This is a genomic window from Gottfriedia sp. NPDC057991, assembly GCF_042886615.1.
In the GTDB taxonomy this organism is placed as follows: Bacteria; Bacillota; Bacilli; order Bacillales; family Bacillaceae_G; genus Gottfriedia.
The window spans coordinates 207,006-221,295 of the sequence record NZ_JBHVQN010000005.1; the positions used below are offsets into that span (position 1 = coordinate 207,006).

General features: G+C 32.0%; 14 protein-coding genes. 4 read left to right on the forward strand and 10 right to left on the reverse strand.

Going from position 1 to position 14,290, the window contains the following annotated elements; genetic code table 11:
* Window positions 1–10: 10 nt before the first annotated feature.
* The gene (locus ACFVR2_RS17590; RefSeq protein ID WP_387364436.1) at window positions 11–142 is read left to right on the forward strand and encodes a hypothetical protein; all 132 of its coding nucleotides are present in this window, start codon (window positions 11–13) and stop codon (window positions 140–142) included.
* Between the two features lie 71 nt (window positions 143–213).
* Here ACFVR2_RS17590 and ACFVR2_RS17595 read toward each other — a convergent pair whose 3' ends face one another.
* From ACFVR2_RS17595 to ACFVR2_RS17620, 6 genes are all read right to left on the reverse strand, one after another.
* The gene (locus ACFVR2_RS17595; protein WP_387364439.1) at window positions 214–414 is read right to left on the reverse strand and encodes a hypothetical protein; all 201 of its coding nucleotides are present in this window, start codon (window positions 412–414) and stop codon (window positions 214–216) included.
* Window positions 415–975: 561 nt separating this feature from the next.
* Window positions 976–2,094, reverse strand: coding sequence for a hypothetical protein (locus ACFVR2_RS17600; RefSeq protein WP_387364442.1), 1,119 nt, complete (start codon window positions 2,092–2,094; stop codon window positions 976–978).
* Entirely contained in the window at window positions 2,091–3,740 is a 1,650-nt protein-coding gene (locus ACFVR2_RS17605; protein ID WP_387364445.1) for a DEAD/DEAH box helicase family protein, read from the reverse strand. Before ACFVR2_RS17605 ends, ACFVR2_RS17600 begins: the two co-directional genes overlap by 4 nt.
* 62 nt (window positions 3,741–3,802) lie before the next feature.
* Entirely contained in the window at window positions 3,803–4,483 is a 681-nt protein-coding gene (locus tag ACFVR2_RS17610) for a restriction endonuclease (protein WP_387364448.1), read from the reverse strand.
* Between the two features lie 54 nt (window positions 4,484–4,537).
* Window positions 4,538–5,947 carry a SpoVR family protein gene (locus ACFVR2_RS17615; protein ID WP_387364450.1) on the reverse strand — a complete coding sequence of 470 codons (1,410 nt, stop codon included), beginning with the start codon at window positions 5,945–5,947 and terminating at the stop codon, window positions 4,538–4,540.
* 140 nt (window positions 5,948–6,087) lie between these two features.
* Window positions 6,088–7,761: a hypothetical protein gene (locus ACFVR2_RS17620; RefSeq protein ID WP_387364453.1), complete on the reverse strand. Its 1,674-nt coding sequence runs from the start codon at window positions 7,759–7,761 to the stop codon at window positions 6,088–6,090.
* A 259-nt stretch (window positions 7,762–8,020) separates the two neighbouring features.
* On the opposite strand from ACFVR2_RS17620, the gene recJ reads away from it, so the two are divergent.
* Window positions 8,021–9,679, forward strand: a complete 1,659-nt coding sequence (gene recJ, locus ACFVR2_RS17625; RefSeq protein WP_387364456.1) for a single-stranded-DNA-specific exonuclease RecJ — start codon at window positions 8,021–8,023, stop codon at window positions 9,677–9,679.
* A 188-nt stretch (window positions 9,680–9,867) separates the two neighbouring features.
* On the opposite strand, the gene ACFVR2_RS17630 is transcribed toward recJ, so the two are convergent.
* Window positions 9,868–10,626 carry a hypothetical protein gene (locus ACFVR2_RS17630; RefSeq protein ID WP_387364459.1) on the reverse strand — a complete coding sequence of 253 codons (759 nt, stop codon included), beginning with the start codon at window positions 10,624–10,626 and terminating at the stop codon, window positions 9,868–9,870.
* Between the two features lie 146 nt (window positions 10,627–10,772).
* Here ACFVR2_RS17630 and ACFVR2_RS17635 point away from each other — a divergent pair, with 146 nt between their 5' ends.
* Together ACFVR2_RS17635 and ACFVR2_RS17640 are read left to right on the forward strand one after the other, a co-directional pair.
* Complete coding sequence (locus ACFVR2_RS17635) at window positions 10,773–11,132, forward strand: hypothetical protein (RefSeq protein WP_387364462.1); 360 nt, start codon at window positions 10,773–10,775, stop codon at window positions 11,130–11,132.
* 330 nt (window positions 11,133–11,462) lie between these two features.
* The gene (locus ACFVR2_RS17640) at window positions 11,463–11,795 is read left to right on the forward strand and encodes a helix-turn-helix domain-containing protein (RefSeq protein ID WP_387364465.1); all 333 of its coding nucleotides are present in this window, start codon (window positions 11,463–11,465) and stop codon (window positions 11,793–11,795) included.
* Between the two features lie 52 nt (window positions 11,796–11,847).
* Here the strand turns inward: ACFVR2_RS17640 and ACFVR2_RS17645 are convergent, their stop codons facing one another.
* The 3 genes from ACFVR2_RS17645 to ACFVR2_RS17655 are packed head-to-tail and all read right to left on the reverse strand — an operon-like array spanning window position 11,848 to window position 13,820.
* The gene (locus ACFVR2_RS17645) at window positions 11,848–12,612 is read right to left on the reverse strand and encodes a hypothetical protein (protein ID WP_387364468.1); all 765 of its coding nucleotides are present in this window, start codon (window positions 12,610–12,612) and stop codon (window positions 11,848–11,850) included.
* Window positions 12,599–13,480, reverse strand: a complete 882-nt coding sequence (locus tag ACFVR2_RS17650; protein ID WP_387364471.1) for an ImmA/IrrE family metallo-endopeptidase — start codon at window positions 13,478–13,480, stop codon at window positions 12,599–12,601. Before ACFVR2_RS17650 ends, ACFVR2_RS17645 begins: the two co-directional genes overlap by 14 nt.
* On the reverse strand, window positions 13,473–13,820 hold the full coding sequence (locus ACFVR2_RS17655; RefSeq protein WP_387364474.1) for a helix-turn-helix domain-containing protein: 348 nt from the start codon (window positions 13,818–13,820) through the stop codon (window positions 13,473–13,475). The genes ACFVR2_RS17650 and ACFVR2_RS17655 overlap by 8 nt, the downstream gene beginning before the upstream one ends.
* Window positions 13,821–14,290 lie beyond the last annotated feature (470 nt).

Consider the following 14,290-nt stretch of genomic DNA (forward strand, 5'->3'; position numbering starts at 1 on the left):
AAGCTCTTAAATGAAGAACACCATTACATATATGTGGTCCAGTATTGCGTTACTTTTATTCGTTGTAAGCATTGGCATATTATTAAAAATAATGCACGTACCACCTTACGGAACAGATTTCATTAAGAATATATTTCAATAAACATAGAAATCTTCTAAATGAAAATCACTTTTTAGTTCTGAATAAAGATTAAAAATACATATTAGAGAGGGCTAGACCCTCTCCTTCCATTTATAACTACAATCTAAAAAACTCCGATGCATTTTCATATAGCTTTTAACATCGTCAAAACTATAACCTTCTTTTTCATCCTCAGTTAAATAGTTGTTCCATGCAGTTAAATAGCTACAGGTAAACATATACGCTCTGCTTCTTAATGTTTCTGAGATCGTTTCAACTTTTAATCTAATCAACAGTGACCCGCCTTTAATAACTATCTGCCAGTAACTTATTTTGCATTAAAGTTAATGATAAAAGAGTTAAATCGTCTATACTTTCTCCATTTGAATTTTGTGTAATACCCAGCCATTTTAAAAAACTTATAATTCGCTGTCTTTCTCTTTCTTATAACATTCCTTATGCAACTAAACTGCCATTATGTTGAATAAGAATCTTATTTCGATAGTATTCATTTTTAAATATTACCGACAAAAAACCAGAAGAACCCTATTCAAGGTTTACTGGTTTTCCACATTCCACTAATTTCACACTCAATTTAACGGTCATTATTACATATTCGGCTAATTGAACAAACGAATATAAGTCTAACAATTAGCGCGGAATAAAATAGTAATGGAAATTTATTTAAATACTATATTATCTCTATTAATAAATCTTTAGGTAGCTCAATAAACTTTCCAACTTCATGGAAAGCCTTCTTTATTAATTATCATTTTTTAATTGTGGATTTATAGAAATGATTGTAAATTTCCTATTTTGTGTGCCTAGTATTTGAATTTTATATTTTTTTATAATTAACTAAATTGTTTTTTATAATCATACTGAATGACATCTGGTATCCTAACTGAGTGATTTTTCAATATTTCATAAAAAGTATGAATATCATGTTTGTTTTCGTTGTTTTCAATCGGTGTAATGTCAAATACAAGCCAATAATCACAATCCTTTAACTCGCAAAACGGACTGATTTCCAGTAATAGGATTGGGTCACATGTATAAGGGATAAACAATTCGTAATCAGCAGAGACAAAAAAAGTTTTTTCATTCCAGCTTTTTGGTTGTTCCTTCTTTAATAAGAACCATCCCTCGTTAGATAACTTTACATATTCTTCCTTCTCAACAGTAATTGTTTCAGTTAATCCCAAATTAGCTAAAGTTTTGAGATCAAATTGATCATTTTCAAAATACTTTTGATTTACCCATTCTTCTTCAGATAACTGTAACATTACTATTGATTGAAGTAACCTACCATGGTTTTTTTTACATTTATTGTCATAAAATCTAGCAATTGTATTGAGACTATCTTTTTGAAACCATTGTTCTAAGTTAGTTTTATTAATTCGATAAGTGTTTTTCTTTTTCGATATTAATCCTGTATTAACTGCATGTGCAATTAATTCTTCGAAAGTTCGAGTTTGCTCAAAGGTAATTTTCATCTTTCCCATTAACTTTTTTAAATCTTTTTGGTTCTTTGAACTTTTGATATTGATCGATTCTTTTTTTAAGAAATAGATTAATATCACCACATACTTTAAAAATAAACTATGTTTTGTTCTTTTTTTCGTCACTGGAAAGACTTTAGTAAACTTATATCTTTGCCAAGAAATTATGTTGGTTCTAATTTCCTCGGGAACTATGTCTTTAATTAGAAAGCCATATTTCTCTAATTCTTCGATAATTAACAACGGAATTGGTTTATTAAAAAGTATAAACATGATCAAATGATTCATTGCCTCTTTACTTATTCGATCAATCACCCAGCCAATTCCACTTCCTGATTCACTTGCTAATGATTCGACAATTTTAATTGTGTTCCAACTTCGATTTCCTTGAAACACAGATAATTGTAAATTCTTACCTATTTCGAATAGTTTAGCATCCGATAATAATCCAAGGCAGTCTAGAAGTCTCATTTAGCCCCTCCTAAACTCATGGTTGGGTCATATATTTTGTAACGAAAGCCATAATTAATTAAACTCTTTCTTCTTTTACGATAATCAGTTTCCTCAATTGAATGTTTTGTGACTAGCGAATATAAATGTCCTTGACTCTTGTATCCATCTTTTGAAATGATTTTACCAATCCGTAGGTATTCTTCTCTTTCTGATCCCATTTGAAATGAAACTCCTATTAAAGCTTCTACATTCTTAAATAATGTCTTTTCTGTTAATAGTGAATTAGCTGCAAGAATATTAATTTGATTAGTATTAAATTCTTCCACAAGTTTGTTTTTATCATCTTCACTAACCCCCTGATGAATCGCATTGATATTCAATCGATTCGACAGTTTTGGTGTAATGTCTTGATAATAACTGATTAATAATACTCGGTTAAATGGTAATGAATTTAGTAATTTTTTAATAACGTTTAACTTTTCAGGATTTTCTCCAGCAACTTTTCTTTGTTTTTTTACACTTGATAAATTGTATTGTCGGTAAATAGATGGATGGAGAGAAACTTTAATCTCAACACAGGTTACTTCTACTTGAAACCCTTTTCTTACAAGTGTTCGGTGAAGAACCTCATACCATTTAGGACCGACTAATGCAAATACCAAATCTCCATTCTTATCTGATCTTGCAAGTGTTGAGGACATCGCAATTTTATATTGCGCCTGTATATCAGAGGTTTTTATATTTTCATCAGTCGGTAACTTATGGCAATCATCATATATGACAACTCCAAATGAATGAAATAAGTGGATATAATTGGAGATGCTTTGGTAAGTGGCTATCGTAACAGGCTTTATTTCAGAGTTGTCACTTTCAAAAATGGAAAGATTTGAATTGGTTAAATCGGTTTTATCAAATAATTCATTGATCCACCTAACTATACTGTCGCGATTTTCCACGATAATTAATGTGGACTTACTCAGGTGTTCCATTAATTTAATCCCTACAAGTGTCTTTCCAGATGCTGGTGGCATAATAATTGTACCCTTACCACCAGCATGTTGCATGTTGGTTAAAAATGACTGTACTGCGTCATTTTGATAGTCATATAAGGTTAATAAATTTCCATTGGAATCTTTTGGATTCATTTGAATAGAAAAGTCCTCACCATTCTCTTCCACATAATCACAAATAAAGTAATCATGACGGAAGAGTATTTTTTTCAATTCCGTTCGATGTCTCGGGTGAAATTCTAAACAAGAATCATTTGGTCTACCAATAATTTTTATAGCAATTTCATCAAATGTAACTAACTCATTAATCAGGTCAATATGATTTGCTACTAATCTAAGTTTATCTTTTTCTAATTGAAAACTTAAAGTTCCAAATGTATTAATCCCTTTTTTGATTTGTTCATAATACCATTTCGGAATGTCATTCTCAGCATGAGTTTCAAATATATGTTGAATATCATTAAATGTTACCCCTTTTGCTGCACCTGTCCATAGGGAATATGGCGTTATTTCAAATGTATAAATTTGTTCTGGAGATTTTATTAAGTCGCAAAATTCTAGAAGTGATTGTGCAATCGTGTTATCTTTATCAAATTCCTCTTTTAAGTAGATAAAATTACTACTTGGATGAACAATTAATGCCAGGTCACTCATTTAAAACACCTCCTTAATTGATCACTTTTTTAAATATATGTCCAAGATTCTTTGTCCAATAACTAGGAGATATGTTTTACTTCTTCAATCAGATCACTTAATGAATGAAGGTCAATTAACACAATTGGTTTATTACTTACATACTCAATCGCATCTTTTGTAAAAAAGCTAGTTGTAACAAAATACCCATATTCAGCTCCTGTATCGATAATGGCACTATGAAACTTTTGGATTGCTGTCCGCGATATTTTCTGTTTCTTGTTATATCGTTTACACTCCACGATATATTTTTTGTTCTCTTTACTTAAAATGATATCTTTTCCTCCATCTCTTGATTTTGAAGTTACAATTGCATCAAATCCTTTTACTGTAAATATATCAGCTACAAATTTTTCAAATTCATATGGATCAAGTTTTATGAGTTCCTCATAATTTGAAGCTCGACTCACTCTTTTTCTCGAATTTGTTATCACTTCTGTTCTTTTTACTTCTGCTTGCTTTATTTTTTTTTGTAGGTATCGATGTCGAATTTGAATGATTGTTACGATTAAAGAAAATAAAAATATTATTATTAATAACCAATCAAAAGCATGGAAGTTTTCAATTGTATCTCTTACACTTTGAATCCAATCGCTAATTAGTTGTACCACTTTCTTAAAAAACAAATACGCTAAAATCACTACTAAAAAAATCCCCTCTGCCAACGTGAGATTAGAAGATTTCTTCCGCCTTCTCCGTCCCATATATCTCCTCCTAAACTATCTAACTATGAAGAAAAACCGCCCTTTCTTGGCGGTTTAGATATACTTCCGATGCATATTCTTTCCATCATAACTAAACAATACGTTTTTGCCTTCAATCTTCGTTTCCATATGAGTTGGTCGTCCCCATAACTGATAAAGGTACGGTAGCACTTTTTCCAAGTATTTAACATCGAGTTCAATGCCTTCATACGCATGGACTAAATAGAGTTCACCATTTTTCATGTAATCGCCATCATTCACCGTAATATACGGATAGCCACCGTTCGTCCGCATGTTGACAAGTTGATCGCGTACGTTCTCCCAGCTCTTATCACTTATCTTGTATTCTTTCCCTTGTTTTTGGAACAAGTACATATCTTCTCTCATGACGAGTTCTTTTGATAAGTAGTTTCGGATAAAACTAGTATCGGATTCTAGTTCGCGAACTTCAAAAATTTTCTCCATGCCAGAACCAGGTTTTACGCCTTGTCTTTTCATTTCTTCTGTCGGGTTGTTGTATCGTTCTTCAATGTGCTCAAACATTTTAATCCCTAAGTAGTATGGATTAATCCCTGTTTTAGAAGGCTGCACGACACCCGCGTTTAATTTGGCAAATTCAATCGCTTCGCCTGACGTTAAGTCAATTTCTCGAACAATCCGTTGGTGCCACAGACTTGCCCATCCCTCATTCATTATCTTGGTTTCAAGTTGTGCCCAAAAATAAACCATTTCTTCTCGTAACATGGTCATGATATCTCGTTGCCAATCTTCTAATTCACGGCTATATTCTTGAATAAAGAGTAATAGATCTTTTTCAGGCTGTGGTGGAAACTGTTTATGTTTTTTAGGAACTAAATTGATATCCTTTTTCTTTCCATCAAGACTCCATAAATCATCATATGGCGTCACGCGTTCTGGAATGCTCTCTTCCTCATCATGCAATGACCAAGGCAATTGATTTCGAACGATTGAAGGATCAATATGTTCTTGAATCGCTAGAACTGCATCTAAAAACGACTCGACACGTTCTTTTCCGTGCTCATGTTCATATCTCTTAATTCGTTCTGCTGTTGCCGTCATACTTTCAACCATATCTCTTTTCGTATTGCTAAACCGAACATTATTCTTAAAGAAGTCGCAATGAGCAAGTACATGAGCCACAATGAGTTTATTTTGAATGAGACTATTTGTATCAAGTAAAAATGCGTAACAAGGATTCGAGTTAATAACCAACTCATAAATTTTACTGAGTCCAAGATCATAGTGAAGCTTCATTTTATGAAATTGTTTTCCAAAACTCCAATGTGAGAAGCGCGTTGGCATCCCATAAGCACCAAATGTATAAATAATGTCAGCTGGACAAATCTCATACCGCATCGGATAAAAATCAAGTCCAAACCCTTTCGCAATTTCAGTAATTTCTTCAATTGCATATGCTAACGATTGTTCATTCGTACGTGTCATGTTTGTCCCTCCTACTTGGTTCATTACTTCCAATGTATGAAGAGCGTTAGCTGAATATGAAAGAAGTTCGTACACACCAATAAATGTTTATAGAATTCACTAATCATATTGGCACAATTGTATCGTTTCTGAATGACTTATTATTTTTTATATGCCTTTATACGAAGTACATTCAAAATAATCATTGATAAAACTAGGGCAAACCATATATATACTGTATATCTCAATGGATGTTCAGAAATATATTTACCCAAAAAAGGGAGATTACTCAGTACATCATTTACAATTAGCTTTATACCTGTATATCCTAGAGTAACCGTTAAAATAGTAGATAATATTAGGACAAATAGCTCCGTGTTCTTGATGCCAGTTTCTCTATTCGTATTGATATTTTCTCTAATATCATTAAGAAGTTTTTCACACTTTGTTACAAGAGAATTTACTCCAGTTTTTTCTAAAATTATCTTATATAATTCTTTTGGACTTCCATCGGATTGTAATATTAATTCTTCATCGAATTTTAATTTAACAAAATTGAAATCTTCTTTTAATCGATTGAAATTCTTTAAGTTTTTTGTTCCTAATAAAATATCTTTTAATAATTTAGATGTATAATATCTTTTAATAAAAGTAAGCTCATAAAATCGTAGATACTGATACATTTGCGTTAATGTATATTCTTTATATAATTCATTCACATAATTTTCATATTCATTTTCTTGTTTAAGTTCTTTTTCTATATGCTTTACTGATTTGTCCACAGCATCTTTAAACAAGGTATATCCAATACTTAAAATTGATGAATAGGGTGTACAATAAAAATGTAATCCCTTCATGTTAAAAACTTGAGCATCTTCGATTTCTTTTGTTATTTTTTCTTCCTCCATTCTTAAGGTTAGTTGAGAAGGAGAATTTCTTAGGTAGCTATAATATAGATGTTTGTTTTGTTCGATAAATTTCTTGTGTTCAGATGTTTTATTTGAAGCAAAATCCCCAAAAACCCAGGAATAATTATAAAATTCCTCATCGTTAAAATAATCCCCACATAGCATTTTCAAGTAATTTTGATAATATTCGAAGATTTGAGTAAGATTAAGAGTTTTTGCAGTGGTTTTATTATAATAATCACTTGATTTATATTTTTTCTTACTTTCATAGAATTGAACGTTTGACAGAATAACATTTTGAGGTGCATTTTTAGGTAGATTTTCCACTTTATTGCTCTCATAGGCTATGCTTATTTGTAAAGTAACAATACCAATATCATAAAATGTTGCAATAATTATTGGTTGTACATATTCATCTCCAAATTTTGCTAAAAAGGGTAATAAAGTAAACCTTTTTTGGTTTTTCATAATAAAATTTTTACTTAAGAATCGACGGTCAATATCTTCAATTGAATTATCGATTATTTTGGATTTATCTAAAATTTGTTCTTCTATCAGTTCTACATAATGGGTGATAATTGCTGCGTTATCATCATTATTTATCTCAATATTGTGTTTATAATCATCCTGCATCCCATTTTGTTCTATGTATTTATTTAGTTTTTCTTGATCGATATTGTTTGACAAGAGCATGGAAATCTTACTATTAAAAGGCTCTTTAGGCGGTTTACTTAATATACTACTTGTATAGGCAGATTGTTTTAATTTCAGATACATATCGTATCTGGGATTAATTATCCCTCTAGATTTATTATGATTGATATAAGTCGTATAGCCATATGATTCCTTTATTAAATTTGTCACCTTTGGGTAATGTTCTTTATTAAAAGACAAAATATTGTATGCATTTAAAACTTTAAAAAACATATTATCACCATTTGTACCTTTTATTATTTATTTTACATTTATGTACTAATTTTTTATAGTTCGTACTTCTTTTTTCCACAAAAAATGCTCAAAGAAACTTTAAAGCTTTCTCTAAACTAAAACAACTCGCTATTAAAGGAATAGTAATAGTGTACACCCCTCTAATGTTTATATATATAAATAAAGTATTTATTTAAATGAATAATCTATTTTCATAATGGTCATACTTCCTAGTAGTAACATATTAGGAGGAACAACAATGACCCATTCATCATGGCAAAAAATTACGGTCCCATCTTATATTAAAGAGAAAAAAGAACTGATTTTAGCGCTTGCAAAAGAACAGTCTATCCATCCGCTTCTCATGTATCAACTATTTCTTGCTGGCATCCAAAGTGAAAAAGGTGTATATCACTTCCTTCACCCGTCTAGTTCACATTATCATTCACCATTTCTACTAAATGAAATGAAAGAAGCAGTCGTCCGAATCATTCAAGCGATTCATCGTAAAGAACAGATTATGATTTTTGGTGATTATGATGCAGATGGCATCACTTCAACCACCCTGTTAACAAAAGGAATCCAAATGCTTGGTGGAAATGTCACGGCTCGACTTCCTAGACGTGAAGAAGGATATGGGTTATCGGCAAAAGTCATGAATGATTTGCCAGAAGGTATTTCATTGATTCTAACGGTGGATAATGGGACTAGTGCACATGAAGCCATCAAAATCGCCTATGAAAAAGGAATCGATGTCATCGTCACAGACCACCATGAGGTGCTCGGTGTTCGACCAAACTGTTATGCGTTTATTAATCCAAAACGAAGTGACAATACGTATCCGTTTCCTTACCTTGCAGGTGCGGGAGTAGCCTTAAAAATGGTCCAAGCATTATTTGAAACGTTGAAGTTACCGTTTTCGGAACAGTGTAAAGAACTCGTGATGTATGCCTGCATTGGAACAATCGCCGATCTGATGCCCTTAACGGATGAAAACCGTCTTATTACGTGGCTGGGCTTACGGTATTTAAATGAAGAATCTAGTTTTCTACCAACTCTTTTTCGTAAACTGTTAAAAATTAAACAGTTTGATAGTACAACCATTGGTTTTTCAGTTGGTCCAATTTTTAACGCAATGGGGCGCATTTCCGATCCGAATATCTTATTAGATTTATTGTTACGTAATCATGAATCACCAGACGAGTGGGCTAAGGTGATTGAGACGAATACGTTACGGAAGAACATGACCGCTCAACATGTCAATGAAGCGAATGAACTCATTCGTGATAATGGATGGGCTGAAGATGCAGTGATTGTCATTCATGGGGAGTTTCACGCTGGGATTATTGGATTAATCGCGTCGCGTGTAGCGGAACGACAGAAAAAACCTTGTATTGTGATAAATCACCACGGCGTTGGTTCTGCACGAAGTGGCAATGTGCCAGGCTTTTCCATTATTCAAGCAATCCAAAGTTGCGGGTTTTTGTTAAAAAAATTTGGGGGACATACAGCTGCTGCTGGTTTCTCCATTACACCAGACGAACTGCACATTAGCTGTTTCCGTCATGCGATTCAACAAGCAGCGAAACGGCAAGCGATGAAACCGATTCATCACCATTATTTAGTCAATTGTCAGATTGATGCATTTCCTGACACACTGTTTTCAGACATGGCTCGACTTGAACCGTTTGGCATGAAAAATCCGAAGCCTGCTTTTCAGAGCCGACTTCAACGCCCAAACTTTATTAAACAGATGGGAGAAGAACATTTGTTACTTGGGTTTGGCGGAAAAAATGCGTTTGCCTTTTCAAAAGGAAACTTGTTTTCATCTTTAACGAAAAGACCCGAAATCAATGTGTTGTACACAACGAATTGTTATCAGAAGTGCGATTTCTTAATAAAAGATATTGCTTTATAGTATGTCTCTATCAAAACTTTGATCAAGCATATCTTTTTCGAAAAAACCTATAACAGTGACTTCTAATAATATCAAATGCCTATATTCAAATAAGTACTGTATATAGGCATTTGATTATTCTGAAAAAAATATGTTTCAAAAAGCAAACCAACTAGCTATTATTACGAAAACAAATTTATTCTTTGGGATTAATTTGTATATATATCAAAATGTAATAGATTATAATGTTCACCTGTTCGTACCATCTTTAGACTATAATTATATGTAGCGTTATTATTGGCAGTAATTGTAATATTATGAGCAACATCCGTTCTTTTATTGGCACTAGGAAAATCCCAATTGTAATATGCAGCAACAGCAGTACTCCTTAAGTTTTTGCTACTGTTATATAAGTATGGAGAGCCATCAAAGTATGCATAACTTGTGTACCAATGTGTTAATCCTGCTGTCGGATCACCAGCCCAATAAGATAAGGATCTCGAACTAAATCCTATTGTTGTTCCATAATCCTTCCAAGATAGAGTTTGCTTTGTATAATTGCAATTTATATTAATTGGATCCTCCGTAAGTACTTTTACACTTGCTTTATGACTAGTAGAAGAACCACCTATTGGAGGAATTGAGCCTCCCTCTGCCTCCAAAGGATATGTATCATTTACACGTCCTTCTGTTGTTTCATCAGAAGGAAAATTACCATAAGTCGTTGTCTCATATTTACCATTTACAGGATCAATTGTTATAGCGAAATTTTCCTGTGTACCATTCGCTGGACGCGAATCAGTAATTGTAATTTGATCCTCCTCGCCAACACCTTTTACATATTCAACTTTCCCTAAAATTACTTCACTATTTGATGTTGGATTTAAAGTTGCTGCGTTCGCATCTGGTGAAAATAGCATCGTTCCAGACAAAATAGCAAGTGAAGATAAAATGCCAATTTTTTTCATATTGTTTTACCCCTTCCCACTCTATATTTTTTTGTTCGATAATATCCTGATTATAAAATTAGGATATTTTAATAATTTCTAGAAAAATATTCCAATTCCTGTAAATCTCGAATAAAATAAATGTAAAGAGAATGGGAGGTTTCTTAATGAATAAAGTTTATCCTTTAGATTCAACTACTTATTTATTAAAATGGTTAAGTGTGATTGTTAATTTAATGGTGTATTTTTCTTTTATGTTTCGATTAGATTTTCAAGACTTAGATGCTTTATTCATAATTACTCTCTTTATTTTTATCCCAATGGGGCTTCTAATTTTAGGTTTCCGTTTTAGAAATCACTTGTTTATGTATGGAGCTTTTATTATATCTATCCCATTTGGAATGTATTTGTTTTTTTTAACTCCAAATGTATTCATTCGAACTGGTGGATTACTACAAGTAATTTATCTAATAATTGCTATTCGAATGACAACAAATTTATCTAAAACAAAAAAAGAGACTAAATAGAATTTTTTTACTTTGTCGTTACTTATTAAAGAAATGAATTTACTTTCAGCTTTAAATAACAGCGATTCCACACTTGGAGTCGCTTTCTTTTTTAATTCGTGCGTTTTCCTATAATAACTAATCATGTTTGGATATAATTGAAGAATTCTTGGATATTAAATAGATACGTAAATCTGTATTTTTGCAATAAACTAGATTAATAAACTATTTTGACAAACTGACAGCTTTTCCAACAAAGGAACTATTTCATCGATGAGCGAATTCATTAGTTATAGGACATCTTTGATTTTGCGTATATTTATTCCATGACAAAATTGGAGGAGCAATCGTATGATGAAGGAGTTAGGAAAAAAGGTTCGAGAGTTACGCGTTCGCAAAGGAATTGGGTTGAATGAATTTGCCAAAGAACTCAGTGTCTCACCAGGTTACCTTAGTAATTTAGAAACTGGAAAATCCGATACAGTCAAACTCGTTTTACTCGAAAAATTGCAGGAAGAGTTACAACTTATTCCAATTGAAACAACCTCACACTTTACCGAACGTCTACAACGAGTCCAACAACGATTAGCTCAACTTGAAAACATAAATCAGAGTGATGCTGAATTTTTGATGCAGCAATTCGAAAACGGTTTAGATTATTTTTTAAATCACTATGAAAAATGACCTTCTAATTAGAAGGTCATTTTTTATTTTATAACAAAAAGAAAGACCTCTTTTATCGAGACGAACTTTCCTTTACTATTAACGGGTTCGGTTTATTTTCTGATTTTTGTATATCTGGTAAGTAGAGAGTGTCCATTGCTGTTAAGAACTCTCCCCAAGATAAATTATTACTTTTTTCTTTTGGTGTTAAGTGATAAATGTATTTGTAGATTGTTTTCATTTGATTAGATGTACACATATTCATTCTAACTAAGTAATAAGCGATTTCATAAATATGAAGAACATGTATGTTATCTAAGCTTGTTTCATACTTTTCACTATTTTGTACCAAACGAATTGCATTTGAGTCTCTTGAACAGAAATATAAATAATTTTTTGTTTTGATGTGTGCTAATGTTTTGACTTCACCACGATCATCCGAATTATCTTGAACAGGATTATACGAAGTATACTTAGCAATTTTAATTTCAATCGAATCACGGTAAGTTTTTTCGGTAGTTGTTAAATTATTATCCGATAATAAAACCAACCTATTTTTCGCTATTTCTCCTGTTAAAAAACTATATAAATCGGCTGGTGTAAAACATTCTTTTAATACTGCTTCATGTATAGCTAGGTAAGGAAAAGTCAAAAAAATTGGATCGAGCCATAATTTTTTGTATAGTTTAAAATCTATTTCAGGAATTGAAGAATTTTCTTTTTGACGATTCGGTGGGATTAAAATACAAGCGTCCATAGGGATAACCTGTGCATAATTCTCAATCAAAGAGACTAGTGCTTCATTGCGTTCAGAAATATTAACTTTACTTGCTATCATTCTCAAAGTCCTCAAATAATCTCTTTAATTCTTCAAGATCTTCTTCTTCAACTTTTTCATCTAACCCATAAGATCCCAAATTAGTTCCAAATATTTCTAAATCTTTACTTATCTCATTCGTAGAAACAATCCCTAATTCGTAATTATTCAATAACACTTCTAAATTTACATAATCCATACCAATTTTATTAATTCTTTCGTTTAAACGTTGAAATATATTACGATTGACAGCATCAGCAATTTTATAGTATCTTGATTCTCCATCTCTTGCATCTTCAACTAATAATTCTTTCACTGTCTCCTCATCAATGCAGTTCGTTTCGAATAGTCTGATAACGATGCATTTAAAAGGTGCCCAGTAATGACAATGAAGATACGCAATAAACCTTAATATCTTTAAAATATCCCAGTCAATTAAATTCGTTAATCCGTTATTCCACTCAGCAACCTCCTGCATAACAGCATCCTCTGGTAATAACAGTTCTGCTGCAAATCGGTTTGCTTTTAATTCTCGTATTTCATTTGAATCTTCATCATTATTACGGTAAATATCCATAATCGCATCTTCAGTATAATGGTATAATTCATGTGCAATTGCAAATAATATACTATCTAAAAAGTCATATGTATTGATCGCGATAAAACGAACTTTATCTTTCTCCGTTCCATTTGGAGACAAATAAACCGCACGAAAAGGATTATCATTTTCACCTGTAAATTTTATCGGGTAATAAAAAATATGAATATCGTTACTTTTTACAATTTGAAAAATCTGTTCCCCTAAAGGACTATTGCCATATTCTGCTCTTAAAGTTTTCGCTAACTTTTTAATTTCGTGAATATCTTTAGGAGATAAACTTTTATTCATCATGTACACCTTTTAAGCGCAGATGTTTTCTAAAGCATAGCATCATAGAAACCATCTTCTCAAAGCCTTCTTGTTCTTCTTTCGTTTTTGCTTCACCTAAAAATGCGACAAAAACGTCTTCTTGTTCGCGTTCAACCATAATTTCTGAAAAATCTATATTTAAAGTATCCAAAAGAAGATCTAATTGGGGTAAAGAAGGTATATGACTGCCAGCTTCAATCCTCCCAATTATTTGGCGATTTATATTCGTTATCGTTCCTAATTCTACCTGAGATAAATTTTTTTCTACACGCTTCTTTTTAACTACTTCTGCAAGTAATTTTTCTGATATGTGCTTCATATCCACACCTCCATATGGTACAACAGATATCATTTTTTTATTTTTTTTATTACATTTATCATAACCTGATACATATAATATCATACTATTATTTAAAATTAAACATTCTTCATACATTTCCTGCAAAATTTATAAATATATTTTTTTATGTTTATCTTAGTAATTAGCATCACTTTATCAAAGATTATAACAAAAGTCGGAAATTTATCCGACTTTTGTTATTTGTAATGGTTTCAATAACTAATATTTATAGTTATTTATAACGTAGCAACGTTGGAAACCCAGCGCGGATCTATAACCATAACGGTGTATGGACATCAATTGGTGCTAGTCCACTTCCAGCAAGTGCTGTTTCCCAAGCAGTAGCAACAGTTTGACGGTTATTTGCCCCACTGTTTAGTACTTCCTCAGATCATAATCCTAATTTTACCGTCGCCTTTATGCGTATCTGGTGCAATCGTGATTAGCTC

Coding starts and splice junctions, on each gene's coding strand:
- ACFVR2_RS17590 (WP_387364436.1), top strand. CDS start 11: ATGAAGAACACCATTACATATATGTGGTCCAGTATTGCGTTACTTTTA.
- ACFVR2_RS17600 (WP_387364442.1), bottom strand. CDS start 2,094: ATGAGACTTCTAGACTGCCTTGGATTATTATCGGATGCTAAACTATTC.
- ACFVR2_RS17605 (WP_387364445.1), bottom strand. CDS start 3,740: ATGAGTGACCTGGCATTAATTGTTCATCCAAGTAGTAATTTTATCTAC.
- ACFVR2_RS17610 (WP_387364448.1), bottom strand. CDS start 4,483: ATGGGACGGAGAAGGCGGAAGAAATCTTCTAATCTCACGTTGGCAGAG.
- ACFVR2_RS17615 (WP_387364450.1), bottom strand. CDS start 5,947: ATGACACGTACGAATGAACAATCGTTAGCATATGCAATTGAAGAAATT.
- ACFVR2_RS17620 (WP_387364453.1), bottom strand. CDS start 7,761: ATGTTTTTTAAAGTTTTAAATGCATACAATATTTTGTCTTTTAATAAA.
- recJ (WP_387364456.1), top strand. CDS start 8,021: ATGACCCATTCATCATGGCAAAAAATTACGGTCCCATCTTATATTAAA.
- ACFVR2_RS17630 (WP_387364459.1), bottom strand. CDS start 10,626: ATGAAAAAAATTGGCATTTTATCTTCACTTGCTATTTTGTCTGGAACG.
- ACFVR2_RS17635 (WP_387364462.1), top strand. CDS start 10,773: ATGAATAAAGTTTATCCTTTAGATTCAACTACTTATTTATTAAAATGG.
- ACFVR2_RS17640 (WP_387364465.1), top strand. CDS start 11,463: ATGATGAAGGAGTTAGGAAAAAAGGTTCGAGAGTTACGCGTTCGCAAA.
- ACFVR2_RS17645 (WP_387364468.1), bottom strand. CDS start 12,612: ATGATAGCAAGTAAAGTTAATATTTCTGAACGCAATGAAGCACTAGTC.
- ACFVR2_RS17650 (WP_387364471.1), bottom strand. CDS start 13,480: ATGAATAAAAGTTTATCTCCTAAAGATATTCACGAAATTAAAAAGTTA.
- ACFVR2_RS17655 (WP_387364474.1), bottom strand. CDS start 13,820: ATGAAGCACATATCAGAAAAATTACTTGCAGAAGTAGTTAAAAAGAAG.